The following is a 21917-nucleotide window of genomic DNA, read 5'->3' on the forward strand; positions in this document are numbered from 1 at the left end:
GCATCAAAGCCACCGAGCCAAATTCCAATAGGGCGATACTGCGCGGTCATTCCGTGCTCCTCCGACCGGCCGATGTCCACCGCGGTGGACAGATCCGGCACCAAGTCTCACAACTCACATGCGTGACAGCCGCTCTTCGTCATCCACCACTTCCAAAGAACCGTTGTTGTCAGTCCAGGCCCACAGCACGATGTTGAAGTCCGATAACGACGCACCCTTCGCAAAACTCTTGATCAGGAGCCCCGCAAACCGATCTGCTATGAGGGCCCGTGCTAACTCCTGTGTCGGCACCAATTGGCCATCGAGCATCTTCATGCGCCATGCAGGGTCGGCAAGCATCGCCTCGGTCGCGCCATACCGGTCAAGTCCGTCCTGATCGCGGGTATCGAAAATAGGCCCAAGGTCGGCCTTGTAGGACACCAGGATCGTGGGTTGCAGGCTGCCGACCTGGTTGGCTTCTCTAAGAGCGGTCGCGGGATCCAGCGAGGTGTAGAGGGTAGGGGTGCCCTTGGCATTGAAGCGCCCTCCATAGAGTTCAGCGCCTCGTCCGGACAGAGGTTCACGCGCATAGACCGGGTTCAGGGCGCGATAGAGTGGCCCCGTGTAGCGCCCATCTTTCAGCGGCATCAGGCAAAGACACCCGCATCGACCGCATCGATGTATTCCAGAACTTGCTGAGCTTTGCCTTCCTGCACCAGCTGCATGGCTGTCCGGCCATCAAAGCCGGGCAGGGGCTCTGACCGGTACCATGCATAGGCCATCAGTTCTGAGCCGAAGCGGGGCTCGACTTTGTTCAGCACCTCTACCAATTCGCGCAGGCGGCGCTGCGTCTTGTCCGAACCAATGCGGGTTCGCCTCTGCAACGCGTCTTTGCCCAAGCCGACGGTCAATGCGATCTCTTCTGCTGACGTGCGTAGCACCGCGGCGATCTTGCGCGGTTCGAATTGCCCAGCTTCAGCAAAGTTCGTGATGTGCATGATCTATGCTCCTACAGTGATACTGACGGTATATAGCGACAATATTGCTGAATTTCAAGCTGTCAGGAGGCGCTGTGCCTTCGTTTCCCATGCTAATCCGTAACGCTGCATTGCTCTGAACGCCGGAAATCCTGATTTTTGGGCCTGAAAAGTCGCAGTAGGCGCGTTTTTTGCCGATCGAGAACATCAGATAAATTATTGATAATATGCCAAAGACTGCTGCGGTCGGGCTGGGGTTGCCGATATACCTTGCCGATCTTGGACCCCAACCGGCACTGACTGCATGAAGTCCTTGGGAATCGCGGTGGTGTCGGACCCTTGTCAGTTTCCGCGGTCCAGTTGGCGGTTGGAAAGTGAAAGTGTTCTTCGGGTTTTGTGACTGACGGATGAGGGCCTTTGGGGTCCCGCAGATGGGTCCGGGCCGGGTTCCGGTCTGCCGTTCCGGATGAAGGGCATTCCTATGCAATCAGGTGTCTTGCGCGTGCTCCGCGCAACCGCCGCCTCCTGGTGGCGGCATAGAGAGCTGCGCCGAACTGGCCAAACGGCGCTGGCACAGCGGCTCAAACGCCAGACCGTCCTGCGTGATTTCGGCTATCTGAAGCAGGCGGCGTCATTGCCAAACGCGCATGTGATCTGCGGGGAGGGTGGGACATTCCTCCATCTCGGTTGGACCACCGTCTCGACCTTCGCGCCGATCGAGCGCTTTCCCTTGGCCGCTCTTGCGGTCGCACGAGGGACTCCGTTCATCGATATCCGAACCGTCACCGATGTCATCGTCTTCGCGAACCTGCCGCGGGTGGCGCGGGACGGATCGACCGACCCTGACCCTTGCGGTCCTGGCAGGTCCGTCTCGCTGACCACCTACATCGACATGGTCGAAGCCCTCGGTGCCAAGATCGCCAACGATCCGCGGCCCCGTCGGTCAACCTAGTCACCACTCCCTCTCACCAAAACTCGAAAAGGAGGCCAGCCATGGCCCGATCCCGTACGCCCAAATTCGATGCCTCCGAGGTCATCACAAACGAAATCATCCGCATCATCGAGCGCGGCGTCCTGCCGTGGCGCAAGCCATGGACCGCAGGTGGCAGCTGTCGCCCCCTGCGCGTGGGCGGGGAACCCTACCAGGGCGTGAACAATTTCCTGCTGACCATGCGGACCGTGATGGCGGGCCACAGCTCTCCCTTCTGGATGACGCTGCCGCAGGCCAATGCGTTGGACGCAAAGGTCCGCAAGGGCGAGAAGTCGTCTGTCGTCGTCTACTACGGACAAAGCCGGACGAACGCCGCCGATGAGGACGGTCGCAGCGATGGGGATGATAGCTCTGAGGAAGCCCGCGTCTTTCGCTTCCAGAAATCCTACCGCGTGTTCAATGCCTGCCAGATCGAGGGCCTGCCCGACAGTTTCTATCCGGACCCCGCTCCAGCGCCTGAAAATCCCCCGTCCGAGCCCATCCCGCACATGCAGGCGTTTTTCGATGCCATCGACATCATGACCGTCTTCACGGGCACGGAGGCGTACTATTTGCCCCCCGTGGACAAGGTCTACATGCCATCCATCACGCGGTTCCAGGACCCGCGCAATTTCTACGGGGTCTGGGCCCATGAGCTGGCCCATGCCACGAAAGCCCCACATCGACTGAACCGTGATTTCGGGTTCTCGAAGTTTGGCAACACGTCCTATGCGCGCGAGGAGATCGTCGCGGAATTGACCTCGGTGTTCCTGGGTCAGACGCTCGGCTTCACGGCTCATACGCTCGAGATGAATGCCGCCTATCTCCACAACTGGTTGCGCGTTCTTCGGTCGGACAAGGGCGCGATCTTCAAGCACGCCGCTGACGCGCAGCGCGCTTGCGACTATCTGATCGCCAGATCGGAGGTGGGCAGGGCAGGTCGCAGTGCCGAGGCCGCCTGACCGCACGGAGAACGGAGACACCTATGTCACGTAAGGAACCCAAAACGCTGCGGGTGGCCTGCTTCAACGACGGCCGCCGCAAGATCATCACCTTCAAGCGCGGTGCCTATTGGTGGAGCGCTGCCGAGGGCGCTTATCCGCTCTCGGCAGCGCTCGAGAGCATCAAAGAACAAGGCGGCTGGATCGAAACCATCCCCAACCCGAATTACAGACCCAAAGGGCTGTTCGGGTAGGGCGTCTTCGGCCTCGATTCATCCGCCAAGCGGAAAAGAAAAAGCGGGCTTTGAGAAGGGTGTTTCAAACCTCTCAAAGGAGATCCCCATGTCCATGAATGTTCAACCCCAGCCAGACCGTCCGGATCCGACCGTGATCGCGGTGCAGAACGATGCCTTCCGCAAGCTTGCATGCCTTGGCGTGCCGCCTGCGCAGCCCATCCAAGGCCGGATGCATGTCACCCGCTCGCTCATGGAGGCCGGTGACGGCTTCATGGCCGAGGCGGTGAAGGCCACCGGTGCGTTCGATACATTCGAGCCTGAGAATGATCCCGAGGGCTGGCACGATTTCGGGGCGGTCGAGATCCGGGGAGAGACCGTGTTCTGGAAAATCGATCTCTATGAAGCAGACTCGGATTTCCGCTATGGGGCTGAGACCCCGGACAATCCTGCCACCACCATGCGCGTGCTGACCATCATGCTGGCGCGCGACTGGTAGGGCAGGGGACTCCTCACCCTGACATCTGAGACGATGAAGGCCCGCTGCCCCTCAAAAAGGGAAAGCGGGCCTTTTGTCGTGGTGATCCCTGAAGCCGGGGATTGGTCACGCGCGTGAGCGCGCGGGCCACACCTCACCCTCCTGGAAGGATATCCCATGACCACGAACTTTGCCCCTCTCACCATCGCCATCGGCGATCTGGTCCCGCATCCCGCCAATGTGCGCAGCAACGCGCCGGAAACCTATGACCCCGAGAACATCGCGCATCTGAAGGCCAGCATCGCTGTGCTGGGCCTGCTTCAGCCGCTTTTGGTCCAGAAACTCGACGGCAAATATGCTGTCCTCGCCGGTGGCCGGCGCCATGCCGCGCTGAAGGAACTGGTTGGCGACAAGGCCGCCAAGGGGTTCACGGCGAAGACCAAGGTGGACTGCCGCCTTGTGCCGGAAGACTGCGACGTCACCACGGCACTGTCGCTCGCCGAGAACATCACCCAGGCACCGATGAATGCCATCGACGAGTTCGAGGCCTTCGCCCGGATGATGGAGGTCGACGGCCAGACGCCCGAGACGATCGCAAAGACCTTCGGCACCACAGTGGCGGCCGTGAAAGGCCGGTTGCGCTATGGCCTGATCCACCCCGACATCCGCGCCGCGGCCCGGGGCAAGGTGATCACGCTCGACACGATGAAGGCCTTCGCCGAGCACCCGAGCCAGGAGGCACAGCGCGAGGTCTTCGAGGCGCTCACGAAAGATGGCGGTTATCTGCAGGCCTATACCGTCCGTCAGGCCCTCAAATCCCGCGGTGTGCAGGTCAGCGATGATATCGGGGCTTTCGTGCGCGCGGACTACGAGGCGCGGGGCGGCGCCATCGCGGCTGACCTTCTGGAAGAGCATTCGGTGCTGGAAGATGCGGCGCTGGTCGAGACCATCCTGCTCGAGAAGCTCGGTGCCGCCGCCGAAGAGGCCCGCATCAAGCTGGGCTTTGCCTGGGCCGATGCGATGGTCCGCTATGATTACGCGACCATGGCCGACTACGGCCGCGTCTATCCCGGCCCGATCGAGCCGGATGAGGCTGCCCAGAAGCGCATCGATGAGATCACCGCCGAGCTCGATAAATTGCAGCTCGAAATGGAGGATGAGGGGCTCGAGGACGGTGCCTACAACGCGCTTTACGACCGCGTCGACGCCTTGGAAGAGGAAGCCCGCGACCTGCAGGAGGCCTACAGCGCCGAGGACCTCGCGCGGTCTGGGGTGATCGCGTCGTGGCAGGGTGGGCAGATCACGCTCCATGTTGGTCTCGTCCGCCCGGAGGATACCGTGAAAGAGGAGGGCGCACGCGGCTCCTCAAGTAACCCGACCGGGGAAGAAGCCCCGGACCCCGGGGAAATCACCTATCCAGCCTCACTGGCTGAGGACCTCAAGACCGAGCGAGCCATGGCCCTTGGCGCCGCGATGGCGCTGCATCCGAAGGCCACGCTCAATCTGACGCTCTTCAAGCTGGTGAGTGATGTTCTGGCCAGCGGAATGAGTGTCACGCAGGCGATCAAGATCGATGCCCGGAAGGAATACCGCAGCCATGCCAAGATGGACGAGATCGACGAGACCTCGCTCGAGCAGGTGGCGGCGGCGCATGACGCACTTGATCTGTCCTGGCTCGATGACACCCGCGCGCCCGCCGATCAGTTCGCGGCGTTTCGCGCGCTCGATGCAGGGGAGAAGGCCAAGCTCGTGGCCTATGCCACAGCCAGCACCACGCAGTCCTGCTTCGCGCGGGACCCGCGGCGCGACAGCCTGATGCAGGCGTTCGAGATCGAGATCATGCCCGACATTCGCGCACATTGGACGCCGAATGCGGCGCTCTTCAACCGCTTCAAGAAGGCCTGGCTGCTGAAAATCCTCGGGGAGGATCTGGGTCTCGCCCAGGAGGCGGTGACGCTGGCCTCGTCGAGCAAGAAGGAGATCGTCGCTTTCTGCGACAAGCTCTTCGCCGAACCCTTCGCCACGCTCACAGACGCGCAGCGCGCTGCCGTGGCCGCCTGGTGCCCACCAATGATGCAGACCGCCGGTGCCGCCTTTGATGAGGCGGAGCCCACTGCGGAAACCCCGCAGCCTGACAGCGAGGTCGCGAAAGCGGCCTGAGTCCTCACGCGACCCGCGTAAGCCTTTCTGCCCGCGCGGGTCGACCCTCCTACACCCAACGGAAAGACATCCCCATGGCTATTCTCAAGTTCTCTGCGTCCGCAGTTGCCGCGCAAATCGCCCATGCGCGCGCCTGCAAAACCTTCCTGCCCAACTGGAACGGGCCCGTGGACAGGCCCGCCCTGATCCTGATCGTCGGCAATGGTGTGCATCTGCGCTCAAACGGCATCGATGGCACGACCACCCGAATCGTCACCACCGAACAGGCCGATCCCTCTTTCGCCTTCGCCCACGGCATGAACCCGTTTCGGGATACCGACTGGATGGCGCAGCGCCGCATGGCGTTTCGTGATCTGACCGGCCAGTTCTACACCGACATCCTGGATGACGTGCAGGTGCTTATCGACCGGGGGCAGGGGGCGATCCGGCTCGCCACCGATGGCCACAGTATCCGCGTCTTCGTGCGCCGGGCCTCGGATTATCTCATCGGCGGGACCTACGAGGTGCCGTCAGGCCTCGGCGGCACCTTCCGGGTCATCCTCAAGGATGCCTGCGACACCTTCGCGATCGTGCAGAACTGCGGCAATTGCGAGGATTTCGACGCCATGCAGCCCTACCGCGTGCCGCTCGATGCGCTGATGGAAATCGATGACCGGAGGGCGGCGTGATGGGTTGGCTCTTCTACACCGACGGCCGCGTCCAGACCTACGCGGATGAGAAAGCGGAGATTGCTCGGCTGTGCACCTTCGAGGGCGAAAGGCGCAAGACGGAACTGGTCAAAGCCTGCAAGGTGGGTTCGACTTGGTACGCGGCGACAAAGGTCACAAATATCGACGGCACCCCTGTCGAGGACGCGACCTATGTCACCGATCCTGACGGCTCGATCACTTTCGCCGCCGTATTCCTTACCCGATATGATGACGGCTGCTGGGGCTACAAGGACATGGAGGAAAGCGCGGGACCGGTCGAATCCCGCGCGCCACTGAGCCTATTGGCCCTGCTGTCCGAGCTGAAAGACCCAGACAGCTATGCTCATGCCTGGCGCCAGCGCTGCCAGGACTGGGCTGCGATCCCGAACTACGAGGAAGGCGACAAGATCAAGCTTGCAGCACCTGTGACGCTCACCGATGGCAGCACCTGCCAGATTGTCACCGCGACCCACTACAAGCGGGGGCGGCAAAAACGCCGCTGCTACCGGATCGAGGAAACCGGTGGGCTCGTACGCCTATCGAAGGCCTCGCTTGCGGGCTCGGAGCTGCTGAGCTCCGCAAAAGGCGAGGCCAGTCCTGTGCTGGCGGAGTTCCTAGCGGGGCGAAATTAGGTTCTGCGCCGGACGGTTCATCGACCTGCCCGGCGACAGCAGATGCTGCGGCTTGTCTTGACAAGGCAATGCAAATGCATTACCTATCGCGGGCAGCAAAGACCCTTTTCTTCAGGAGACTGCCATGACAGCCCTCGCACAAGATGTCTCGAAACTCACGGATCGGTATCAGACGACCGTGCCGGCGGGTGTGCGCAAACAGCTCAAGCTGGGAAAGGGCGACCAGATTCGTTACTGCACCGAGCCGAGTGGCAGGGTCTATATCGAGCCCGTGCGCAGCGACGAGGAAGATCCCGTGCTCGGAGCCTTTCTCGATTTTGTCGAGGCCGATATCAAGGCGCATCCGGACCGCATTCGGGCGTTCGATGGGGCTTTGCATGACCGTCTTGCAGCACTGGTCGGAGACGTTGACGTCGATCTCGATGCGCCGCTATCGCTCGAGGATGAATGACCGGCGATAGCGTGCCAGTCCAAGCGCCCCTTGTCGTAAACGGATGGTCGATTTATGCGCATCCGCTCTTTCTGGACCAGATCGAAGGGCTGATCGAGGAAGTCGAGGCGCGTAAGGCACGCGATCCTAAGACCTGGCGCAAGAAAAACCCGACGAAACGGCTGGCCGCCATCTTCAAGCTGGTCACCGAGGCCATACCGGCAGATCCGGGTGCCGCCGCCTTCCGGCAAGGCGGCACACTCGGCGATCACCGCAAGCACTGGTTCCGGGCGAAATTCTTCCAGCAGTATCGGCTGTTCTATCGGTTCAACAGCGATGCGAAGGTCATCGTGGTGGCCTGGGTGAATGACGACAAGACCCTGCGCGCCTACGGCAGCAAGACGGATGCCTATGCGACGTTCAAAGGGATGTTGGAAGATGGCAATCCACCTGACAATTTCGACGCGCTCTTGAAAGAAGCTGCAGCGGCGGCCAAGCGGTTCGAAACTTCCCTTGAAGCGGTGCCCGATCGGTAAGTGGGCCAGCTTGCTGTGACCCTTTGGCATTGTCGTTTACGACGCCCCGCTGGAAGATGTAGCATCGGCTGATAATGGGGTCGGAGAAAGCACAATGATTGAGGCGGAAAAGGATAGGCAGCACCTCGGGCTAGAGGAGCAATGCGCGCTTGACCTGACGGGGCACCGTTTCCCAATTGCTGTGCACGTTGCAGACATGCCCGATGACTTCGGCAAGCTGCTGGATATCGGGCTCGAGGAGCATTTCCGTGGCGGCTGATGTCAATTCGTATGACGCGTGGTTTCGCGCGAAGGTGCAGGCCGCGCTGGAGGAGAAATGCACGGGAACATCTCAAGTTCAGGTGATGCAGGCCGCACAGGCATTGATTGATGCGAAACGGGAGGTCGAACCCAAGTCCTGACCAAGCCTTGGAGGTCAGCGCGGTCTGACCCCCGTCACCCTGAAAAGCGAAAGCGGGCTTTTTGTCCTTTGGAACTCAGACCCTGATCCAAAGGAAAATCCCCATGTCCAAACCCAGAACGGCCAACCCGGCTCTCGCAATCTCCGAAGCCGATCTCGCCTCTGCGCTAGCGCTTATCGGCACAGAGATCCACCACCAACCCCTGCGCAGTTCAGCGCTCGCGCGCGTCATGCGCGAGACGTTTCATGGCAGCGATGCCGGCGGTGCCTGGGACTGGCGTATGGCATATGACCTGATGCAGGCCGCGGCTGTCCAGGTGCTGCTGCGTGGGGACGGCGTGGCAGGTGATGTCGCCGCTGCAAGGCTGCTTGCCTCGCGGCTGCTGACGGAAACGCGCCGGTCAGAGCAGCAGATCCGGCTGCAGCAGTTTTCCACGCCGCTGCCATTTGCGGCGCTGGTCTTGCAGGCCACGGCGATCCGCAAGGGCGAGACCGTTCTGGAGCCCTCGGCTGGCACCGGTGCACTGGCCGCTTTCGCCGCCCGGGCTGGTGCCACGCTTTTGCTCAACGAGATCGACCCCTTTCGCCAGCGCCTCCTGCGCGCGGTTTTCGGCGGCGAGGTGACGGGCCATGACGGCGAGCATATCGACGATCTGCTGCAGTCGCCGCTTCTACCCGACGTCGTGGTGATGAACCCGCCCTTCGCCTCATCGGTCGATCGCTCCCGAGACAAGCACATCGCCGCCAAACATCTCGTCGCGGCTGCCAAGCGTCTCGCGCCCGGTGGGCGGCTGGCGGCGATCATGCCGCCGGGATTCGCGCCCGAACGCGATGCCGCGCATTGGTCACGCGCCTGCGGTCTCCTGACGCCGCGCTTGGCGTTGACGATGCCGGGGCAGGTCTACCGCAAGCTCGGCACATCTGTCGAAACCCAGCTGATGGTCTTCGACAAGGTGCAGGAGGACGGCGAAATGATCGGCGTCCCTGTGCGGGATCTGGATGAAGCCTTGGCATATGTCGATGCCGTGGCCGCAACACGGACCGAGATGAGCCCAGCCCAACGGGTTGAAGCGATCCCTCATGCTCGGCCGACCGTTCGATCATCTGTCCCGCGCAAGACCTTTGCCGGTGTTATCACCGCCCCCACAGCCAGGGCCAATGCCGTCCGTCCGCTCAGCTTCACGAGCCTTCAGACCCCGCGCAACAACATGCCCATCTCAGACATCTATGCGCGCTACCGTCCGCAACGGATCGAGATTGCGGATGCGCAGGAACATCCCACGCCGCTCGTTGAAAGCATCGCCATGGCCTCGGTTGCCCCGCCCATGCCCTCAAACACGGGCAGTGATGACTTGCGCCTGCCCGCCCGGTTGATCGAGGAGGGAGATCTCTCCGAGGCACAGCTGGAAACCATCATCATGGCGCATGACGCCCATGGGCGCGACCTGCCCGGTCAGTTTACCATCGATGACGACCAGACCAAGCTGACGCGCGCCGATGATGACCCTAATGCACGGGCCTATCGCCTCGGCTATTTCCTCGGAGATGGCACCGGTTGCGGCAAGGGGCGCGAATGCGCGGGGCTCATCCTTGTGAACTGGCTGGCTGGACGCAGGAAGGCGATCTGGGTCTCCAAATCCGCCACGCTCATCGAGGACGCGATCCGCGACTGGACCGATCTCGGCGGCTCGCCAGCCGACATCCAGCCGCTCTCCAAATGGAAACCGGACCAGCCGATCCCGATGGGCGACGGTATCCTCTTTGTCACCTACGCCACGCTGCGGTCCGCGGGCAAATGCGGCACCACGCGACTGAGCCAGATCCTCGCCTGGATGGGTGAAGACTTTGACGGCGTTCTTGCCTTCGATGAGGCCCATGCCATGCAGAACGCGGCAGGGTCTGAGCAGGGCAGGGGGGTCAAACCCTCCCAGCAGGGCCTTGCTGGCCTGCGGCTGCAACTAGCAGCACCCCGCGCTCGCGTCTTCTACATCTCGGCCACGGGCGCCACGAGCGTGCACAACCTGGCCTATGCCGCGCGGCTGGGGCTCTGGGGGCAGGGGCCCGAATACCCCTTCCCGAGCCGCGAGAGTTTCGTCTCGGCGATGGAAGGCGGCGGTGTCGCTGCCATGGAGGTGGTCGCCCGCGATCTCAAGACGCTCGGGCTCTATACGGCCCGCGCACTCAGTTTTGATGGCGTGGAGTATGACGTGCTCGAACACGCGCTCACCGCTGCCCAGATCGAGATCTACGACGCCTATGCGGGTGCGTTTCGCACCATCCACCATAATCTCGAGGCGGCGCTGACGGCGACCGGTGTCAACGATGCCTCGGGCGAGACCAATGCCTCGGCTGCTCGCGCCTCGGCCAAGTCCCGCTTCGAGAGCACGAAACAGCGCTTCTTCAATCATCTGCTGATGGGCATGAAGGCCCCGACCATCATCCGCGCCATCGCGGACGATCTGGCGGCGGGCAAGGCTTGCGTCATTCAGGTGGTCTCTACAGGCGAAAGCCTGCTGAAACGTCGGCTTGAGACGATGGACCCGGAGGACGAGCTGGTCGAGGGCGAGCTAACGCCGCGCGACTACGTCCTGGGATACCTCGAACAGGCCTTCCCGATTCATGCGCAAAAGCTCGTGGAGATTGACGGCAACATGGTGGCGGAACCCTTGCGGGATGAGACCGGCGCGCTCGTTGTCTCGCGCGAGGCGCTCGCCCTACGCGATGCGGCCATGATGGAGTTGATGACGCTCGCCCCGATCCCTTCGGCGCTGGATCAGATCCTCTGGGCCTTTGGCGACGATGCCGTGGCCGAAGTGACCGGAAGGTCGATCCGACCTCTGAAGGCGGACGATGGCCACCTCTTCATCGAGAAGCGCGCCGCCAGCAGCAATTCATCCGAAACCCAAGCCTTCATGGACGGTGAGAAGGACATCCTTATCTTCTCCGATGCGGGCGGTACGGGCCGGTCCTATCATGCGGCGCAAACGGCGAAGAACCAGAAACGGCGGCGGCACTACCTGCTGGAGCCCGGCTGGCGCGCCGATGCGGCCATCCAGGGGCTCGGCCGCACGCATCGCTCTGCCCAGGTCAGCGCGCCTTTCTTCCGGGTCTGCACCTCGGATGTGCATGGCGAAAAGCGTTTCACCTCGACTATAGCCAAGCGCCTCGACCAGCTAGGGGCCTTGACCAAGGGTCAGCGCGAGACCGGCTCGCAAGGCATGTTCCGGGAGGAGGACAATCTCGAAAGCCCGATCGCGCGGGCCGCACTACGTGGGTATTTCGCCGATCTTGCCGCCGGGCGCGCCGAGGCGATGGGCTATGAGAGCTTCACCGACTGGACGGCCCTGCGGCTGATCGACAAGGACGGGGTGCTCCTTGAGGAGCTTCCCCCGATCCAGCGGTTTCTCAACCGGGTGCTTGCGCTCGGAAAACTTTTGCGCCCGGCAAGCCGGCGGCTACGCCGTCCCTGACCCGGGCAGATTCGGAAACCAGGCATTCGGCCATGCCCCCACACTCACGTGGTGGCCTAGGAACCGAACACTGGAGACCAGACATGGCTTACGACACCGCAAACACCTACGAGACGATCGAACTTTTCGGGCTGACCGAGAAGGACGCGCAGCTGCCGATCCCGGAAGATCACATCCTGACCGACCGCATCATCCGCGAGAGCTTCGAGGCTTTGCTCGGTCAGCTGCGCGGGACCGGGCTTGAAGCAGAGATCGAACCGCTGGCCCATGGGCTCGCGACGATCCTGCAGCGCCGCAAGGTGGCGCTTGGCAAGGAGGTCGACCGCACCGCCGACAAGATCGGTGCGCTGGCAAAATCCCACGACGGATCGGAGATCGCCGAGACCGCGCTCGAAGAGGCGCAGGCCCGCTTTGTGCAGCTGCGCGAGATTGTCAGCGCCATCGAGGTAATGAGCGAGGCAGCGGCGGAATGCTACGAGGTCGAAACGGGCCACGCCTTCATCCCGGCAGCCGGGTCGCGCGCAAGCGTCCGGGCGCAGGAGACCGGGGCGGTCTTCGAGGCGCGGCAGCTCCTGGAGCAGCACGACCGTGAAACCGCCGAGAAGTCGAAAGTCGAGGGGGTTCCCCTGATCGTCTCAGGAGCCACCGACTGGGCAGATGTCGATGTGATCTTCAACACGCTCGACAAGGTTCGCGAACGGATCAAGCAGAACCGCAACCAGGAGATCTTCCTCTGCCACAAGGGTGGCAAGCACGGGGCAGAGATGATTGCGGCTCGGTGGGCCCGGGCACGCGGGGTCGCGCAGGCGCGCTTCGATCCTCGCTGGTCCGCGCATGGGCGGGCGGCACCGTTCAAGTGCAACGACGAAATGCTGGACGACAAGTTCGCGGCGACGGGGGTTGTTCTCTTCGGCGGCAACGGGGTCGCGCTGAACCTCGGGCAGAAGGCGGAAGCGAAAGGCTTGACGGTCATGCGGGTTGCTGACCCGGCGAAGAAGGCGTCGCAGGATTGAAGAGAGGGGGTCGCGCTTGGCGCGGCCCTTTCGTCATGTCTCATGGCGCGTGCGATCGGTCATGCGTGATCGGCAGTCTGCGGCGGCCGGCACTGCCATCCCTCTACCCGGTCCGTCAGAGTGCGGCCCATCCGCATCGGTGCGGGCTGGGGATGGTGCGCACCTCACGCACATCGTCAGCATCGCAAGACGCGAGGGGTCGAGACGTCGCATATGAAGCTGAACACCTGCACGTTCCTCGGGGCGTGTTTCGGAACATCGCATCCACGCGGGCGGGCTCCGTCAGCACCCCGGCCAGGCTCGGTGGGACGCGGACGCGGATGGTGGCGGCTGCGTGATGGCAAGGGTCATCCGGATCACTCCTTTCTGCTCATAGATGTGGATCGCACGGGGTCGGCCCGTTCGTGCCCTCAGCTCACGCTTCGGCAAGCACAAATACGGCTTCCACGGCGGAGCCGCGGACCCTCCGCATTTGCGCTTGCGACCGGGCCCCTTGCCCCCGTGCTGGGTGATCCCCATCGCAACAAGGAGTAACCCAAATGACCAACCACTACGTCGCCACCGTCCCATAAGTGCCGAGGACTACAGTGGCGTAGCGTTCGCAGTCTCCTTCGCTTCCTGCTTCGTATTGCCGCGCGTAACGAACATCAAAGACACGGATGGATCGTACGAAATTGAACTCAGGTCCGCTGATATCGATGTCCGCCCGATCTTGAACGAGCCGGAGGGCCTGGTCGGCGGGAACGAATTTGTCTCTTGGCAAGGATTGGAGCGGTCGACGGCTGTCGGGCCGGTACAAGGCTTCAAAGATACGGCCAGCGTTGTTTGGTGGCCGATCGCCCTCATAGGAGGCGCCCATGGGACAGCGCCAGATTTGCAGCGGCGGTTCCACTGGCCAAGGCGTGATACGCCTGATGAATTCGGCGCGAGCTCGGGCGCAAGGGACGGAAGCGGGCCAGCCGCCAGACAGACACAAGAGGATCGCGCAGTCGATCGGGTATGTCTGCGCTCGGGCGGACATTGGTAGCGAAAGACCAGTCACGGTGAAAGCGACTGCAACCGAGGGGAGGAGCTTCTTGATCAGATAGTGCATGCTGCGGAACCTCCGTGAGAGGAGTCCAGCATATATACGATAATATACTATCGCAACACTAAGTATAAATACGCATAATGAAGTTTATGTTAACCAACTGGCGCCCTGAGCCGCTAAAACATTACGATTTGATAATGCCCCGGCAAGGGCAGTGCCACTGTACCAAAGTTACTCCTTTGCGAAAGGAGCGACCATGTTCAGAACATTCGGATTGCTCTTGGGTCTCGCAACTGCTGTAGCTCTTTTGTTTATGGTTTCGAACAGATGCTGTCTTCTGCGAAGGCATCTGATTGAAAGCTACTCTACCTTTCACTTGCCCAGGCGATTGCCGCCTTCATTTCCGCCGGGTCGAACCGACGGAGTTCTGCCGTGGTCAGCACGTCGGCGAACCTGGTTCCCCACTCCAACAAAGCCCCTTCGCCCACCACAGCGACGCGGCGGAAGTCATTCCTATGGGCTGTGTCGATTTTCAGATCTTCGAGCAGAGCGGACGGCCCATCGTAGCCTTCGAACCTCGTGAGATCGAGAACCAGGCCGGGCTTACTTGTCTCTTGCAGGCGCTCATGAAGCAGGGCGTGCATCCGTTTCAGGTCGCTTTCGCTGAGCTTGCCCTCGCAGGCGAGGCCAATCGTGTCGTCATGAGCTGTCAGTGTCTCGGTGAACATGGTTTTCCTCCTCTTTTTCCGGTTTGCCGTGACCGTAAAGGTCAGCGTTTTCGTATGCGCGGTCTTCGTGCTCAAATTCCAGACTCGAATGACCGATGCTGAAATCGTCCTTCAGCCGGTCCTTGATCGCGGCCTTGATCTTTTCGATTTGACCCCAGCCGTCCGCTGTCAGCACGACGTGGCAGTCCAGAGCCGCCTCGTGCTCCTGCATCTGCCACAGATGCACGTGATGAACGTCCGCGACACCATCCACACCCCGCATCGCCTGAACGACGGTTTCATTATCGATGTCCGGTGGACTGCCGAGCATCAGCGTCCGAATCGGACCGCCGATCTCGGTAAATGCGAGGTAGAGGATGTAGAGAGCGATGCCGATGGTGATCGCCGGGTCGACCCACCGCATGTTGTAGAGGAGGATGAGCGAGCCGCCGATGATGACCGCCACGGAGGCCAAAGCGTCCGATAGGTTGTGCAGGAAGAGCGCACGGATGTTCACGCTGCCTTTCTGCATCGAATAGGTGAGCAGCGCCGTCAACGTGTCGACGACCAGTGCCACACCGCCCAGGATCACCACCGTCCAGCCCTGTACCTCTGGTGGGTCGATCATGCGCATGCCACCCTCGTAGATCAGGTAGAAGCCGATCAGGATAAGTGTCGTGTAGTTGATGAGCGCTGCGACGATTTCTACCCGCCCATAGCCGAAGGTCATGCGCTTGTCCGCCGGGCGGCGAGCGATCTTACGCGCGAAGAAGGCGATCACCAGCGACGCCATGTCCGAGAAATTGTGGAGGGCATCCGCGATCAGCGCGAGGCTGCCGGAAAGGATCCCGCCGACGATCTGCGCGACCGTCAGGAGGCCGTTGGCCCAGATGGCGATGGAGACGCGACGATCACCGGATTGAGGATCGATGTGGGCGTGGCCGTGATCATGCGGCACGGTTCGTCTCCTCATGGCGGTGGTTCGGCCGATCGAATCCGGGGACCGGCGGCAAGATTCCGCGGCGGATGCGGCGAACCCTGGCATTCATCCAGTGACGGATGACGTGGCGATAGAGCAAGTCGCGCACAAATCCGAAGTTCTGGCGGTGCTTTGAGTAAAAATCGTCGGGTGCGTTGAAGGTTCCAAGATCGCGAACAATACCGGTTTTCTGGATGTAGGTATCATTGCCGGACCAAGTGACAGGCGGGGCGCTCAGACACTCCGTTCCAACCCCGTAGCCGCACAGACTATCCGTCTCGCGGAATTTCTGCTGCAGCGTCTGCAGGAAAGGCGCGTCCAGGATGAAGCCTTCAAGATTGACCCATCCGTCGCCCAAGTCCACCTCTACCCAGGAGTGGAGGATTTCGGACGGCGCGAGGGGATAGACGAGTTCCGGAACGACGCCTCTCTGAAGCGCCTTGTGGATTGTGAACCCGTGCAGTCGGCAGCGAACTCCCACGCCACGCAGCAGGGCCATGAGGAGCGTGCCCTTGGTGTTGCACTGCCCGTGGCCATCTGCGAGGACCTCGGACGCCGGAATGTCGTCGGCGCGGTTGTAGCCGAAGGTAATCTCGTTCCTGACGAAATCGTAGATGGCCCCAATTCGGTCGTCGCTGGGAAGGTCTGCCCAGCCGCGCTCCTCGATCAGTTTTGCAATTGAGGTCGCGTCAAAATCCAGCAGCCGGGTTTTGGCCAAATGAGGGTCGGCGGGGTTCACGGGATATCTCCTCGAATCGTTCACGAGAATATGTAGTTGCTACAGTCACTGTAGCTTCAAGCCCCGATTTCAGGCCGAGTCCTTGGTTACCTGATCGTCATTGTGCACCGCCTTGTGGTGTTCACCATGCGCGTCTCTCAGGATTCCGACGCCACCCCAGGCCGCGATGCCGGCGACAATCACGCCCACGACAAGGTCCGGCCAATTCGTTCCGAGCCAGGCTACGAGCCCGCCTGCGACGACGATTCCGAGATTGGCCGCGAAGTCGTACCAGCTGAACGTATTCGCCGCTCGGATGTTCACGTCCGGATCGCGAAGCCGTGCCAACAGCCAGACGCAAAGTGCGTTGATGGCCGCCGCTACCAGCGCCATGACAATCATGATCGTGCCAAGAGGATCCGATCCGCCGACGTAGCGGCGCCAGGCGTCATACAGGATTCCAAGGGCGAAGAGGATCAGCAGGCCGCCCGAAACGTTCGCCGCTCCGCGCTTCCACTTGGCGGAGCGGGACAGCGCGAAGAGGCTGATCGCGTAGACGAAACTGTCCGACAGATTGTCGAGGCCATTGGCGATAAGCGCGCTTGAATCGCCGAATGCGCCCGAGGCGAAGAAAGCGATTGCCAGCCCGATGTTAAGACCCAGCACGATCCAGAGTGTGCGTCTTTCCGTTGCGTTTCTCTGCTCCGCCATGCCCTTATCCAAATTAGTGAATTGCCAATGAGTAACTAACACCGGGCTTTTTGCGTTCCGATCAAAGGTCGTCGAAATTGCTCAGGCGCCGATCTCTTCATGGTCGGTCAGGCATTCGGAATGGTCGCGCAGTACCTCGAGCACACGGCAATCAGAAGTCTGTCCGCCGCTGCACTCATGCACCATCCGCTTCAATTCCGTCCGCAGCGCCTCGAGCCGCGCCAATCGTTGCTCGACCTGTTTGAGTTGCCGACGGGCGATTGCATCCGCCTCTGCACAGGACTTTCCCGGATGATCGCTGAGATCGAGGAGCTCACGGATCGCGTCCAACGAGAAGCCCAGTTGCCGAGCGTGCCGGACGAATGACAAGCGGTCGAGTTCGGCGTCGCCATAGCATCGTTGGCCCCCCTCGGTCCTGCCGGGCTCAGGCATAAGTCCGATCTGCTCGTAATACCGGATGGTCTGCACTTTTGTTCCGGTCTTCTTCGCCAGAGTCCCAATCGTCAGCATTTCCGCTCCCCACATTACCTACAGTGGGTGTAGCTTTATGCGGTGCGCATCACAAGCTTCACCTGAGTTTCACAGATAGGTGATTGTTGGCCGATCGGTGACAATCACGCTTGAACCTACAGTAGCTAGAGGATGTAAACGCACACAAAATATAGAATCAAGTTCGGGCGGAGCGGCGTGAGGCTTTCAGGTCTTCAGAAGGTATTGTGGGTGTTGGCGGGCGCGGCGGCGTTCGTTTTCATCTGGCTGTTGCTATGGTCCGACTACCGTGCCGACCTTGCCCGAGCCGAGAATGAACCACCGTTTCTTGCTGATTTCGAACTGACCGATCATCGCGGCATTGTCCAAACGGACGAAGATTTCGCAGGGCGCTGGATGCTGGTCTTCTTTGGCTTCACCAATTGCCCTGACGTCTGTCCGACAACACTGTCCGAAGTCGCGGCCGTGATGGAGGGCCTGGGCGATGAGGCGGCAGTGGTTCAGCCGATTTTCATAACGATCGATCCCGAGCGAGATACGCCGACGGCTTTAGCGGAGTACGTGCCCATGTTCGACGCAGGGATCATCGGGCTTACCGGTACACCGGAGCAGATCGCCGCGACATCCGAAACTTTTCCGATATTCTATGAACGGATCGAGCAGGCGACTGCGCCGGGCGGATACACGATGGGTCACACGTCGCATCTTTTCCTTTTCGACACGCAAGCAGGCTTCGCGGACTCCTGGCCCTACGGCACGCCCGCCGAAGAGATCCTCGCCGATCTGAGAGAGAGGATCTGATCGTCATGACCCGACTTTCCGGAGAGACGGCCCTCGGGCTGGCCTGGATCATCGCGCTCACCGCGTCGCTTGCAGTGCTCTTCATCGGCGAGGTTCTGGGGCAGACACCTTGCGTGCTTTGCTGGTTTCAGCGTGCCTTCATGTTTCCCTTGGCCATCGTCCTCGGGCTCGGGCTGTGGTGGCAGGATCGGCGCGTGGGTCGCTACGGGATCGCGCTGGCAATCGGGGGCGCCGCCATAGCGCTCTGGCACCTCGGCCTCTATGTCGAGCTGATCCCCGAACGCATCCAGCCCTGCACGGCGACAGGCCCATCCTGTACTGACGACAATCAACTGGTCTTCGGCATTCCGATTCCTCTGATGGCGCTCGTCGCCTTCGTGGTGATCGGGCTGCTGTCGGCTCTCTCACTGAAGGAAGCACAAGAATGAAACGACGCGGCCTCATCCTGTCCGTTCTCGCGCTCGGGGTCGCCGGTTTCGGCGGGGCCGCCTGGTATGCCACCCGCCCCGACCCGATTGCCGCGTCCGATCCCATCGACCCTGAAATGGCCAACGCGCTGATCCGACCCTATTCCCCGATCCTCGGGCCCGAGGATGCGCCCGTAACCATCGTTGAATTCTTCGACCCGGCCTGCGAGGCATGCCGCGCTTTCTATCCGGTCGTCGAGGATATCATGGCGGAGCACGGAGACGCGGTGCGCGTTGTAATCCGCTATACGCCTTTTCACGGCGAGGCGTCGGTAGAAGCGATCCGTGTGCTCGAGGCGGCGCGCATGCAGGACGTGTTTGAACCTGTGCTCGAGGCAGTCTTGCGAGAGCAGCCCAGATGGGCGTCTCACGGGACCCCGGCACCCGGATTGATCCTTGAGATTGCAGCAAGCGGAGGTCTGGATGTCCAAGCTGCCCGGACACAGATGCTGGCCCCCGGTGTTGTGGCGGTGCTCAACCAGGACCGCGCCGATGTCGAGACAGTCGGGGTCCGCCAAACGCCCACGTTCTTCGTGAACGGCAAGCCTCTCGATCCGTTCGGTGAGGCCGAATTGCGGAGGCTGGTGGCAGTGGAAGTTGCGGCAAGCCAAAGCTGATTTGCGGAGGCAGGAGAAACGAGTGGTGAAGAAGTTGAGATATACCAATGCATTGGCCGTGCTTTTGACGGTTGCAGGGCTGTCGGCCCCCGCACTGGCCGGTTCGGAGGATGTCGTGGTCGAGAATGCGTGGTCCCGCGCCTCGATCGGCGTCAACAGGCCAGGTGCCGCCTATATGACCGTGCGCAACACGGGTGAAGACGCCGTTACGCTGACCGGACTTGCGACACCGCTGGCAATGATGCCCGAGATCCATGAGTCGAAAACCAACTCCGTTGGCGTCAGTTCCATGGCACCTGCAGGCGAGATCACGATTGAGCCCGGCCAAAGCGTGGCATTGGAGCCGGGCGGGTTGCACGCCATGCTCATGAAGCTGCAAGAGCCGATGACCGAAGGCGAGAATTTCCCGCTGACACTGACCTTCTCGGATGGCGGCAAGGTGACGGTCGAGGTCCCAATCCTCGGAATCGCCGCGCGTGGACCGGAGGGCTGATGCAACGTCGGCAGCTCCTTCTATACGGCGCAGCCGGTGCCGGCGTTCTTGGCCTGACGCTCTTCGTGGGCTGGTGGCGGGTGGACGGGCCCGGTGCGCCTGAACCAAAAGGGCAGCGGCCCCTGCCCCTATCGGCGATGGAGTTCCGGCTGACCGACCACGAGGAAAATGAGGTAGGGCCTGGCAACCTGATCGGTCGTCCGACAATGGTGTTTTTCGGGTTCACCTACTGCCCGGACGTCTGCCCGACGACCCTATCGGATATTTCCGGCTGGCTTGAGGAACTGGGCGACGAAGCATCAGAGATGAACGTGGTCTTCATCACGGTCGACCCGGAGCGGGACACGGTCGAGGCCATGGCCGAATATGTCGGCTATTTTCATCCGGCCATTCGCGGCTGGACGGGACCGGAAGACCAGATTTCCCGCGCTGTAGAAGCATTTCGTGCCTCGTATGAGCGCGTTCCGACCGAAGGCGGCGACTATACAATGAACCATACGGCAAGCGTATTCCTGTTCGATGCCAAGGGTGAACTCGTCACCATGATTGACTATCACGAGCCAAGAGAATTCGCAGTGCCGAAGATCCGGCGTGCACTGACAGAAGACGTAGAGGGGGCAACATGAATATTAGAATTGTTTTGGCGAGCGCTGTGGTCGCAGGCGCTTTTTCGGTGACCGCCATCGCCATATCTGGCGTTCTTTCCAAAGAGCCAGTGCCTCCTGCGATTGCTGAAGCCACCCTCTGGACTCCCGATCCGCTCTCGATGCCTCAGATCGCCGACTACGATGTGACACCGCCCGCTGCATTTCACGCCGACAATGCTAGCCCAATGCGACCTCTGCCGCTCTTGCAATCCGTCTTCGCAGAAACCGCCTTGCCCGAGATTGAACCGCCTTTGATCACCTGGTCGCGTGAGATCGCGTCGGGCGAGACGCTGGATGCGGTCCTGGCGAACGCGGGTATCGCTGCGCCTGCGCGTGCCGAAATCGCGCTCGCGCTTGGTGCAGAATATGACCTGCGCCGATTGCGCCCGGGCCATGAGATCACTGTGATCTCAAAGATGGACGGAAATCCGAGCCGCGTGGAACTGGCGGTTGACGATGGGGTGCGGATCGAAACGGTCTTTGGTCAGGAACTTGTCACACGCGTGTTGGAGCCAGACCCTGAAATGGTGACGTTCGCGGCCGAGGCAGTGATCGAAAGCTCTGTCTTCGCGGCTTTGGACAAGGCAGGCATCCCTGCTCGCTTTGCGGTCGACATGGCGCAGATGCTGGGCGGCACAGTAGATTTTCGACGCGAACTTTCCGGTGGCGAGACGATGCGTCTTTTTTGGCGCGAAGCGCGCGACGGAAACGAGAGGATCGGTCAACCGGAACTTGCCTTCGCCGCACTGAACCTTGGTGAAACGGTCTACGAGATCGTCTGGCCGGATGACGGCAGCGGTAAAGCAATGATCTATGTCGATGGAGAGGTCCTGCGTGTCTTTGCCCAACCGGTGGAAGGAGCGCGGCTGAGTTCCGTCTTTGGCCGTCGCACACACCCGGTCTATGGGAATGTGCGCATGCACACCGGCGTCGACTTTGCTGCGACCCGCGGTACGCCTGTAAAAGCAACGGCACCCGGACGCGTGAGCTTCATCGGACGTCGTGGTGGGTATGGCCGGGTGGTGGAGATAGCGCATGGATCCGCCACCCTGACACGATACGCACACCTCAGCGAGGTGCCGGACACACTCGAACAAGGGCAGCGCGTGATGGCCGGAGACATGATCGGTCGCGTCGGTGCAACCGGCACCGCGACCGGCCCAAATCTCCATTATGAGGTTCTGGTCGATGGTCGCCCGACCGATCCTCTCTCAGACGACCGACTGGCAGAGGCGGCCGAGCGGGATGCTGATGACACGGCTGCACTTGAGCGATTGGCTGAAGCACGCGCGCTACTGGCCGAGAGGCTCACCAGCGAATTTGTGCAAACCACAACCGAAAGGCTTTAAT

The 21917-nt window shown here is 61.5% G+C and carries 27 protein-coding genes; 19 read left to right on the forward strand and 8 right to left on the reverse strand.

All coding sequences use genetic code 11. The annotated features are described in order from the left end of the window. Window positions 1-114 precede the first annotated feature (114 nt). Together K529_RS22395 and K529_RS22400 are read right to left on the reverse strand one after the other, a co-directional pair. On the reverse strand, window positions 115-627 hold the full coding sequence (locus K529_RS22395) for an RES family NAD+ phosphorylase (RefSeq protein WP_005617050.1): 513 nt from the start codon (window positions 625-627) through the stop codon (window positions 115-117). After that, a complete protein-coding gene (locus K529_RS22400) occupies window positions 627-977 on the reverse strand; it encodes an MbcA/ParS/Xre antitoxin family protein (protein WP_005617048.1) in 351 nt (116 codons plus the stop codon). The genes K529_RS22395 and K529_RS22400 overlap by 1 nt, the downstream gene beginning before the upstream one ends. Window positions 978-1437: 460 nt before the next feature. Between K529_RS22400 and K529_RS22405 the strand changes: the two genes are divergently transcribed. From K529_RS22405 to K529_RS22460, 13 genes are all read left to right on the forward strand, one after another. Continuing rightward, complete coding sequence (locus tag K529_RS22405) at window positions 1438-1908, forward strand: hypothetical protein (RefSeq protein ID WP_005617047.1); 471 nt, start codon at window positions 1438-1440, stop codon at window positions 1906-1908. Window positions 1909-1949: 41 nt separating this feature from the next. Continuing rightward, window positions 1950-2888, forward strand: coding sequence for an ArdC family protein (locus K529_RS22410; RefSeq protein WP_005617045.1), 939 nt, complete (start codon window positions 1950-1952; stop codon window positions 2886-2888). A 23-nt stretch (window positions 2889-2911) separates the two neighbouring features. Next, complete coding sequence (locus K529_RS22415; RefSeq protein WP_005617043.1) at window positions 2912-3121, forward strand: DUF6330 family protein; 210 nt, start codon at window positions 2912-2914, stop codon at window positions 3119-3121. 88 nt (window positions 3122-3209) lie between these two features. Then, on the forward strand, window positions 3210-3599 hold the full coding sequence (locus tag K529_RS22420; RefSeq protein ID WP_005617042.1) for a DUF3768 domain-containing protein: 390 nt from the start codon (window positions 3210-3212) through the stop codon (window positions 3597-3599). A gap of 156 nt (window positions 3600-3755) precedes the next feature. Then, the gene (locus tag K529_RS22425; RefSeq protein WP_046002649.1) at window positions 3756-5738 is read left to right on the forward strand and encodes a ParB/RepB/Spo0J family partition protein; all 1983 of its coding nucleotides are present in this window, start codon (window positions 3756-3758) and stop codon (window positions 5736-5738) included. Window positions 5739-5812: 74 nt separating this feature from the next. Beyond that, window positions 5813-6406, forward strand: a complete 594-nt coding sequence (locus K529_RS22430) for a hypothetical protein (protein ID WP_005668761.1) — start codon at window positions 5813-5815, stop codon at window positions 6404-6406. Continuing rightward, window positions 6406-7059, forward strand: coding sequence for a DUF6927 domain-containing protein (locus K529_RS22435; protein WP_005668763.1), 654 nt, complete (start codon window positions 6406-6408; stop codon window positions 7057-7059). Before K529_RS22430 ends, K529_RS22435 begins: the two co-directional genes overlap by 1 nt. 124 nt (window positions 7060-7183) lie before the next feature. Further along, the gene (locus K529_RS22440) at window positions 7184-7510 is read left to right on the forward strand and encodes a type II toxin-antitoxin system PrlF family antitoxin (RefSeq protein ID WP_005668772.1); all 327 of its coding nucleotides are present in this window, start codon (window positions 7184-7186) and stop codon (window positions 7508-7510) included. Then, entirely contained in the window at window positions 7507-8025 is a 519-nt protein-coding gene (locus K529_RS22445) for a type II toxin-antitoxin system YhaV family toxin (protein ID WP_005668774.1), read from the forward strand. The genes K529_RS22440 and K529_RS22445 overlap by 4 nt, the downstream gene beginning before the upstream one ends. 94 nt (window positions 8026-8119) lie before the next feature. Then, window positions 8120-8284: a hypothetical protein gene (locus tag K529_RS23770; protein ID WP_165595912.1), complete on the forward strand. Its 165-nt coding sequence runs from the start codon at window positions 8120-8122 to the stop codon at window positions 8282-8284. Beyond that, on the forward strand, window positions 8274-8426 hold the full coding sequence (locus K529_RS22450; protein ID WP_005668776.1) for an antitoxin PaaA2 family protein: 153 nt from the start codon (window positions 8274-8276) through the stop codon (window positions 8424-8426). The genes K529_RS23770 and K529_RS22450 overlap by 11 nt, the downstream gene beginning before the upstream one ends. A 103-nt stretch (window positions 8427-8529) precedes the next feature. Continuing rightward, window positions 8530-11895 (forward strand): strawberry notch-like NTP hydrolase domain-containing protein, encoded by a 3366-nt coding sequence (locus K529_RS22455; RefSeq protein ID WP_227512263.1) that lies wholly within the window; start codon window positions 8530-8532, stop codon window positions 11893-11895. Window positions 11896-11978: 83 nt separating this feature from the next. Further along, window positions 11979-12908 (forward strand): DUF2493 domain-containing protein, encoded by a 930-nt coding sequence (locus K529_RS22460; RefSeq protein WP_046002648.1) that lies wholly within the window; start codon window positions 11979-11981, stop codon window positions 12906-12908. Window positions 12909-13458: 550 nt separating this feature from the next. On the opposite strand, the gene K529_RS22465 is transcribed toward K529_RS22460, so the two are convergent. From K529_RS22465 to K529_RS22490, 6 genes are all read right to left on the reverse strand, one after another. After that, entirely contained in the window at window positions 13459-14001 is a 543-nt protein-coding gene (locus K529_RS22465; RefSeq protein WP_005645229.1) for a hypothetical protein, read from the reverse strand. 302 nt (window positions 14002-14303) lie between these two features. Then, entirely contained in the window at window positions 14304-14666 is a 363-nt protein-coding gene (locus K529_RS22470) for a SpoIIAA family protein (RefSeq protein ID WP_005645232.1), read from the reverse strand. After that, window positions 14638-15603, reverse strand: a complete 966-nt coding sequence (locus K529_RS22475) for a cation diffusion facilitator family transporter (RefSeq protein ID WP_005645235.1) — start codon at window positions 15601-15603, stop codon at window positions 14638-14640. Before K529_RS22475 ends, K529_RS22470 begins: the two co-directional genes overlap by 29 nt. After that, complete coding sequence (locus K529_RS22480) at window positions 15593-16363, reverse strand: transglutaminase-like domain-containing protein (RefSeq protein WP_005645237.1); 771 nt, start codon at window positions 16361-16363, stop codon at window positions 15593-15595. Before K529_RS22480 ends, K529_RS22475 begins: the two co-directional genes overlap by 11 nt. A gap of 69 nt (window positions 16364-16432) precedes the next feature. Then, a complete protein-coding gene (locus tag K529_RS22485) occupies window positions 16433-17053 on the reverse strand; it encodes a cation transporter (protein WP_005645239.1) in 621 nt (206 codons plus the stop codon). Window positions 17054-17134: 81 nt separating this feature from the next. After that, the gene (locus K529_RS22490) at window positions 17135-17563 is read right to left on the reverse strand and encodes a MerR family transcriptional regulator (protein WP_005645241.1); all 429 of its coding nucleotides are present in this window, start codon (window positions 17561-17563) and stop codon (window positions 17135-17137) included. A 213-nt stretch (window positions 17564-17776) separates the two neighbouring features. Between K529_RS22490 and K529_RS22495 the strand changes: the two genes are divergently transcribed. Genes K529_RS22495 through K529_RS22520 form a run of 6 tightly spaced genes read left to right on the forward strand, consistent with a single transcriptional unit; the run spans window position 17777 to window position 21916 of the window. Continuing rightward, entirely contained in the window at window positions 17777-18343 is a 567-nt protein-coding gene (locus K529_RS22495) for an SCO family protein (protein ID WP_040643209.1), read from the forward strand. Window positions 18344-18348: 5 nt separating this feature from the next. Then, the gene (locus tag K529_RS22500; protein ID WP_046002647.1) at window positions 18349-18771 is read left to right on the forward strand and encodes a disulfide bond formation protein B; all 423 of its coding nucleotides are present in this window, start codon (window positions 18349-18351) and stop codon (window positions 18769-18771) included. After that, window positions 18768-19427 carry a DsbA family protein gene (locus K529_RS22505; protein WP_005647554.1) on the forward strand — a complete coding sequence of 220 codons (660 nt, stop codon included), beginning with the start codon at window positions 18768-18770 and terminating at the stop codon, window positions 19425-19427. The genes K529_RS22500 and K529_RS22505 overlap by 4 nt, the downstream gene beginning before the upstream one ends. A 22-nt stretch (window positions 19428-19449) precedes the next feature. Then, window positions 19450-19920: a copper chaperone PCu(A)C gene (locus tag K529_RS22510; protein WP_005647556.1), complete on the forward strand. Its 471-nt coding sequence runs from the start codon at window positions 19450-19452 to the stop codon at window positions 19918-19920. Continuing rightward, window positions 19920-20546, forward strand: coding sequence for an SCO family protein (locus K529_RS22515; protein WP_005647559.1), 627 nt, complete (start codon window positions 19920-19922; stop codon window positions 20544-20546). The genes K529_RS22510 and K529_RS22515 overlap by 1 nt, the downstream gene beginning before the upstream one ends. Next, window positions 20543-21916 (forward strand): M23 family metallopeptidase, encoded by a 1374-nt coding sequence (locus K529_RS22520; protein ID WP_005647562.1) that lies wholly within the window; start codon window positions 20543-20545, stop codon window positions 21914-21916. The genes K529_RS22515 and K529_RS22520 overlap by 4 nt, the downstream gene beginning before the upstream one ends. The last annotated feature ends 1 nt before the right edge of the window (window position 21917 follow it).

It is taken from the genome of Tritonibacter mobilis F1926 (assembly GCF_000376545.2).
GTDB lineage: Bacteria > Pseudomonadota > Alphaproteobacteria > Rhodobacterales > Rhodobacteraceae > Epibacterium > Epibacterium mobile.

What these genes read in the sequence shown, in the direction of transcription:
- K529_RS22395 (WP_005617050.1), bottom strand. Translation starts at nt 627, where the DNA reads ATGCCGCTGAAAGATGGGCGCTACACGGGGCCACTCTATCGCGCCCTG.
- K529_RS22400 (WP_005617048.1), bottom strand. Translation starts at nt 977, where the DNA reads ATGCACATCACGAACTTTGCTGAAGCTGGGCAATTCGAACCGCGCAAG.
- K529_RS22405 (WP_005617047.1), top strand. Translation starts at nt 1,438, where the DNA reads ATGCAATCAGGTGTCTTGCGCGTGCTCCGCGCAACCGCCGCCTCCTGG.
- K529_RS22410 (WP_005617045.1), top strand. Translation starts at nt 1,950, where the DNA reads ATGGCCCGATCCCGTACGCCCAAATTCGATGCCTCCGAGGTCATCACA.
- K529_RS22415 (WP_005617043.1), top strand. Translation starts at nt 2,912, where the DNA reads ATGTCACGTAAGGAACCCAAAACGCTGCGGGTGGCCTGCTTCAACGAC.
- K529_RS22420 (WP_005617042.1), top strand. Translation starts at nt 3,210, where the DNA reads ATGTCCATGAATGTTCAACCCCAGCCAGACCGTCCGGATCCGACCGTG.
- K529_RS22425 (WP_046002649.1), top strand. Translation starts at nt 3,756, where the DNA reads ATGACCACGAACTTTGCCCCTCTCACCATCGCCATCGGCGATCTGGTC.
- K529_RS22430 (WP_005668761.1), top strand. Translation starts at nt 5,813, where the DNA reads ATGGCTATTCTCAAGTTCTCTGCGTCCGCAGTTGCCGCGCAAATCGCC.
- K529_RS22435 (WP_005668763.1), top strand. Translation starts at nt 6,406, where the DNA reads ATGGGTTGGCTCTTCTACACCGACGGCCGCGTCCAGACCTACGCGGAT.
- K529_RS22440 (WP_005668772.1), top strand. Translation starts at nt 7,184, where the DNA reads ATGACAGCCCTCGCACAAGATGTCTCGAAACTCACGGATCGGTATCAG.
- K529_RS22445 (WP_005668774.1), top strand. Translation starts at nt 7,507, where the DNA reads ATGACCGGCGATAGCGTGCCAGTCCAAGCGCCCCTTGTCGTAAACGGA.
- K529_RS23770 (WP_165595912.1), top strand. Translation starts at nt 8,120, where the DNA reads ATGATTGAGGCGGAAAAGGATAGGCAGCACCTCGGGCTAGAGGAGCAA.
- K529_RS22455 (WP_227512263.1), top strand. Translation starts at nt 8,530, where the DNA reads ATGTCCAAACCCAGAACGGCCAACCCGGCTCTCGCAATCTCCGAAGCC.
- K529_RS22460 (WP_046002648.1), top strand. Translation starts at nt 11,979, where the DNA reads ATGGCTTACGACACCGCAAACACCTACGAGACGATCGAACTTTTCGGG.
- K529_RS22465 (WP_005645229.1), bottom strand. Translation starts at nt 14,001, where the DNA reads ATGCACTATCTGATCAAGAAGCTCCTCCCCTCGGTTGCAGTCGCTTTC.
- K529_RS22470 (WP_005645232.1), bottom strand. Translation starts at nt 14,666, where the DNA reads ATGTTCACCGAGACACTGACAGCTCATGACGACACGATTGGCCTCGCC.
- K529_RS22485 (WP_005645239.1), bottom strand. Translation starts at nt 17,053, where the DNA reads ATGGCGGAGCAGAGAAACGCAACGGAAAGACGCACACTCTGGATCGTG.
- K529_RS22490 (WP_005645241.1), bottom strand. Translation starts at nt 17,563, where the DNA reads ATGCTGACGATTGGGACTCTGGCGAAGAAGACCGGAACAAAAGTGCAG.
- K529_RS22500 (WP_046002647.1), top strand. Translation starts at nt 18,349, where the DNA reads ATGACCCGACTTTCCGGAGAGACGGCCCTCGGGCTGGCCTGGATCATC.
- K529_RS22505 (WP_005647554.1), top strand. Translation starts at nt 18,768, where the DNA reads ATGAAACGACGCGGCCTCATCCTGTCCGTTCTCGCGCTCGGGGTCGCC.
- K529_RS22515 (WP_005647559.1), top strand. Translation starts at nt 19,920, where the DNA reads ATGCAACGTCGGCAGCTCCTTCTATACGGCGCAGCCGGTGCCGGCGTT.
- K529_RS22520 (WP_005647562.1), top strand. Translation starts at nt 20,543, where the DNA reads ATGAATATTAGAATTGTTTTGGCGAGCGCTGTGGTCGCAGGCGCTTTT.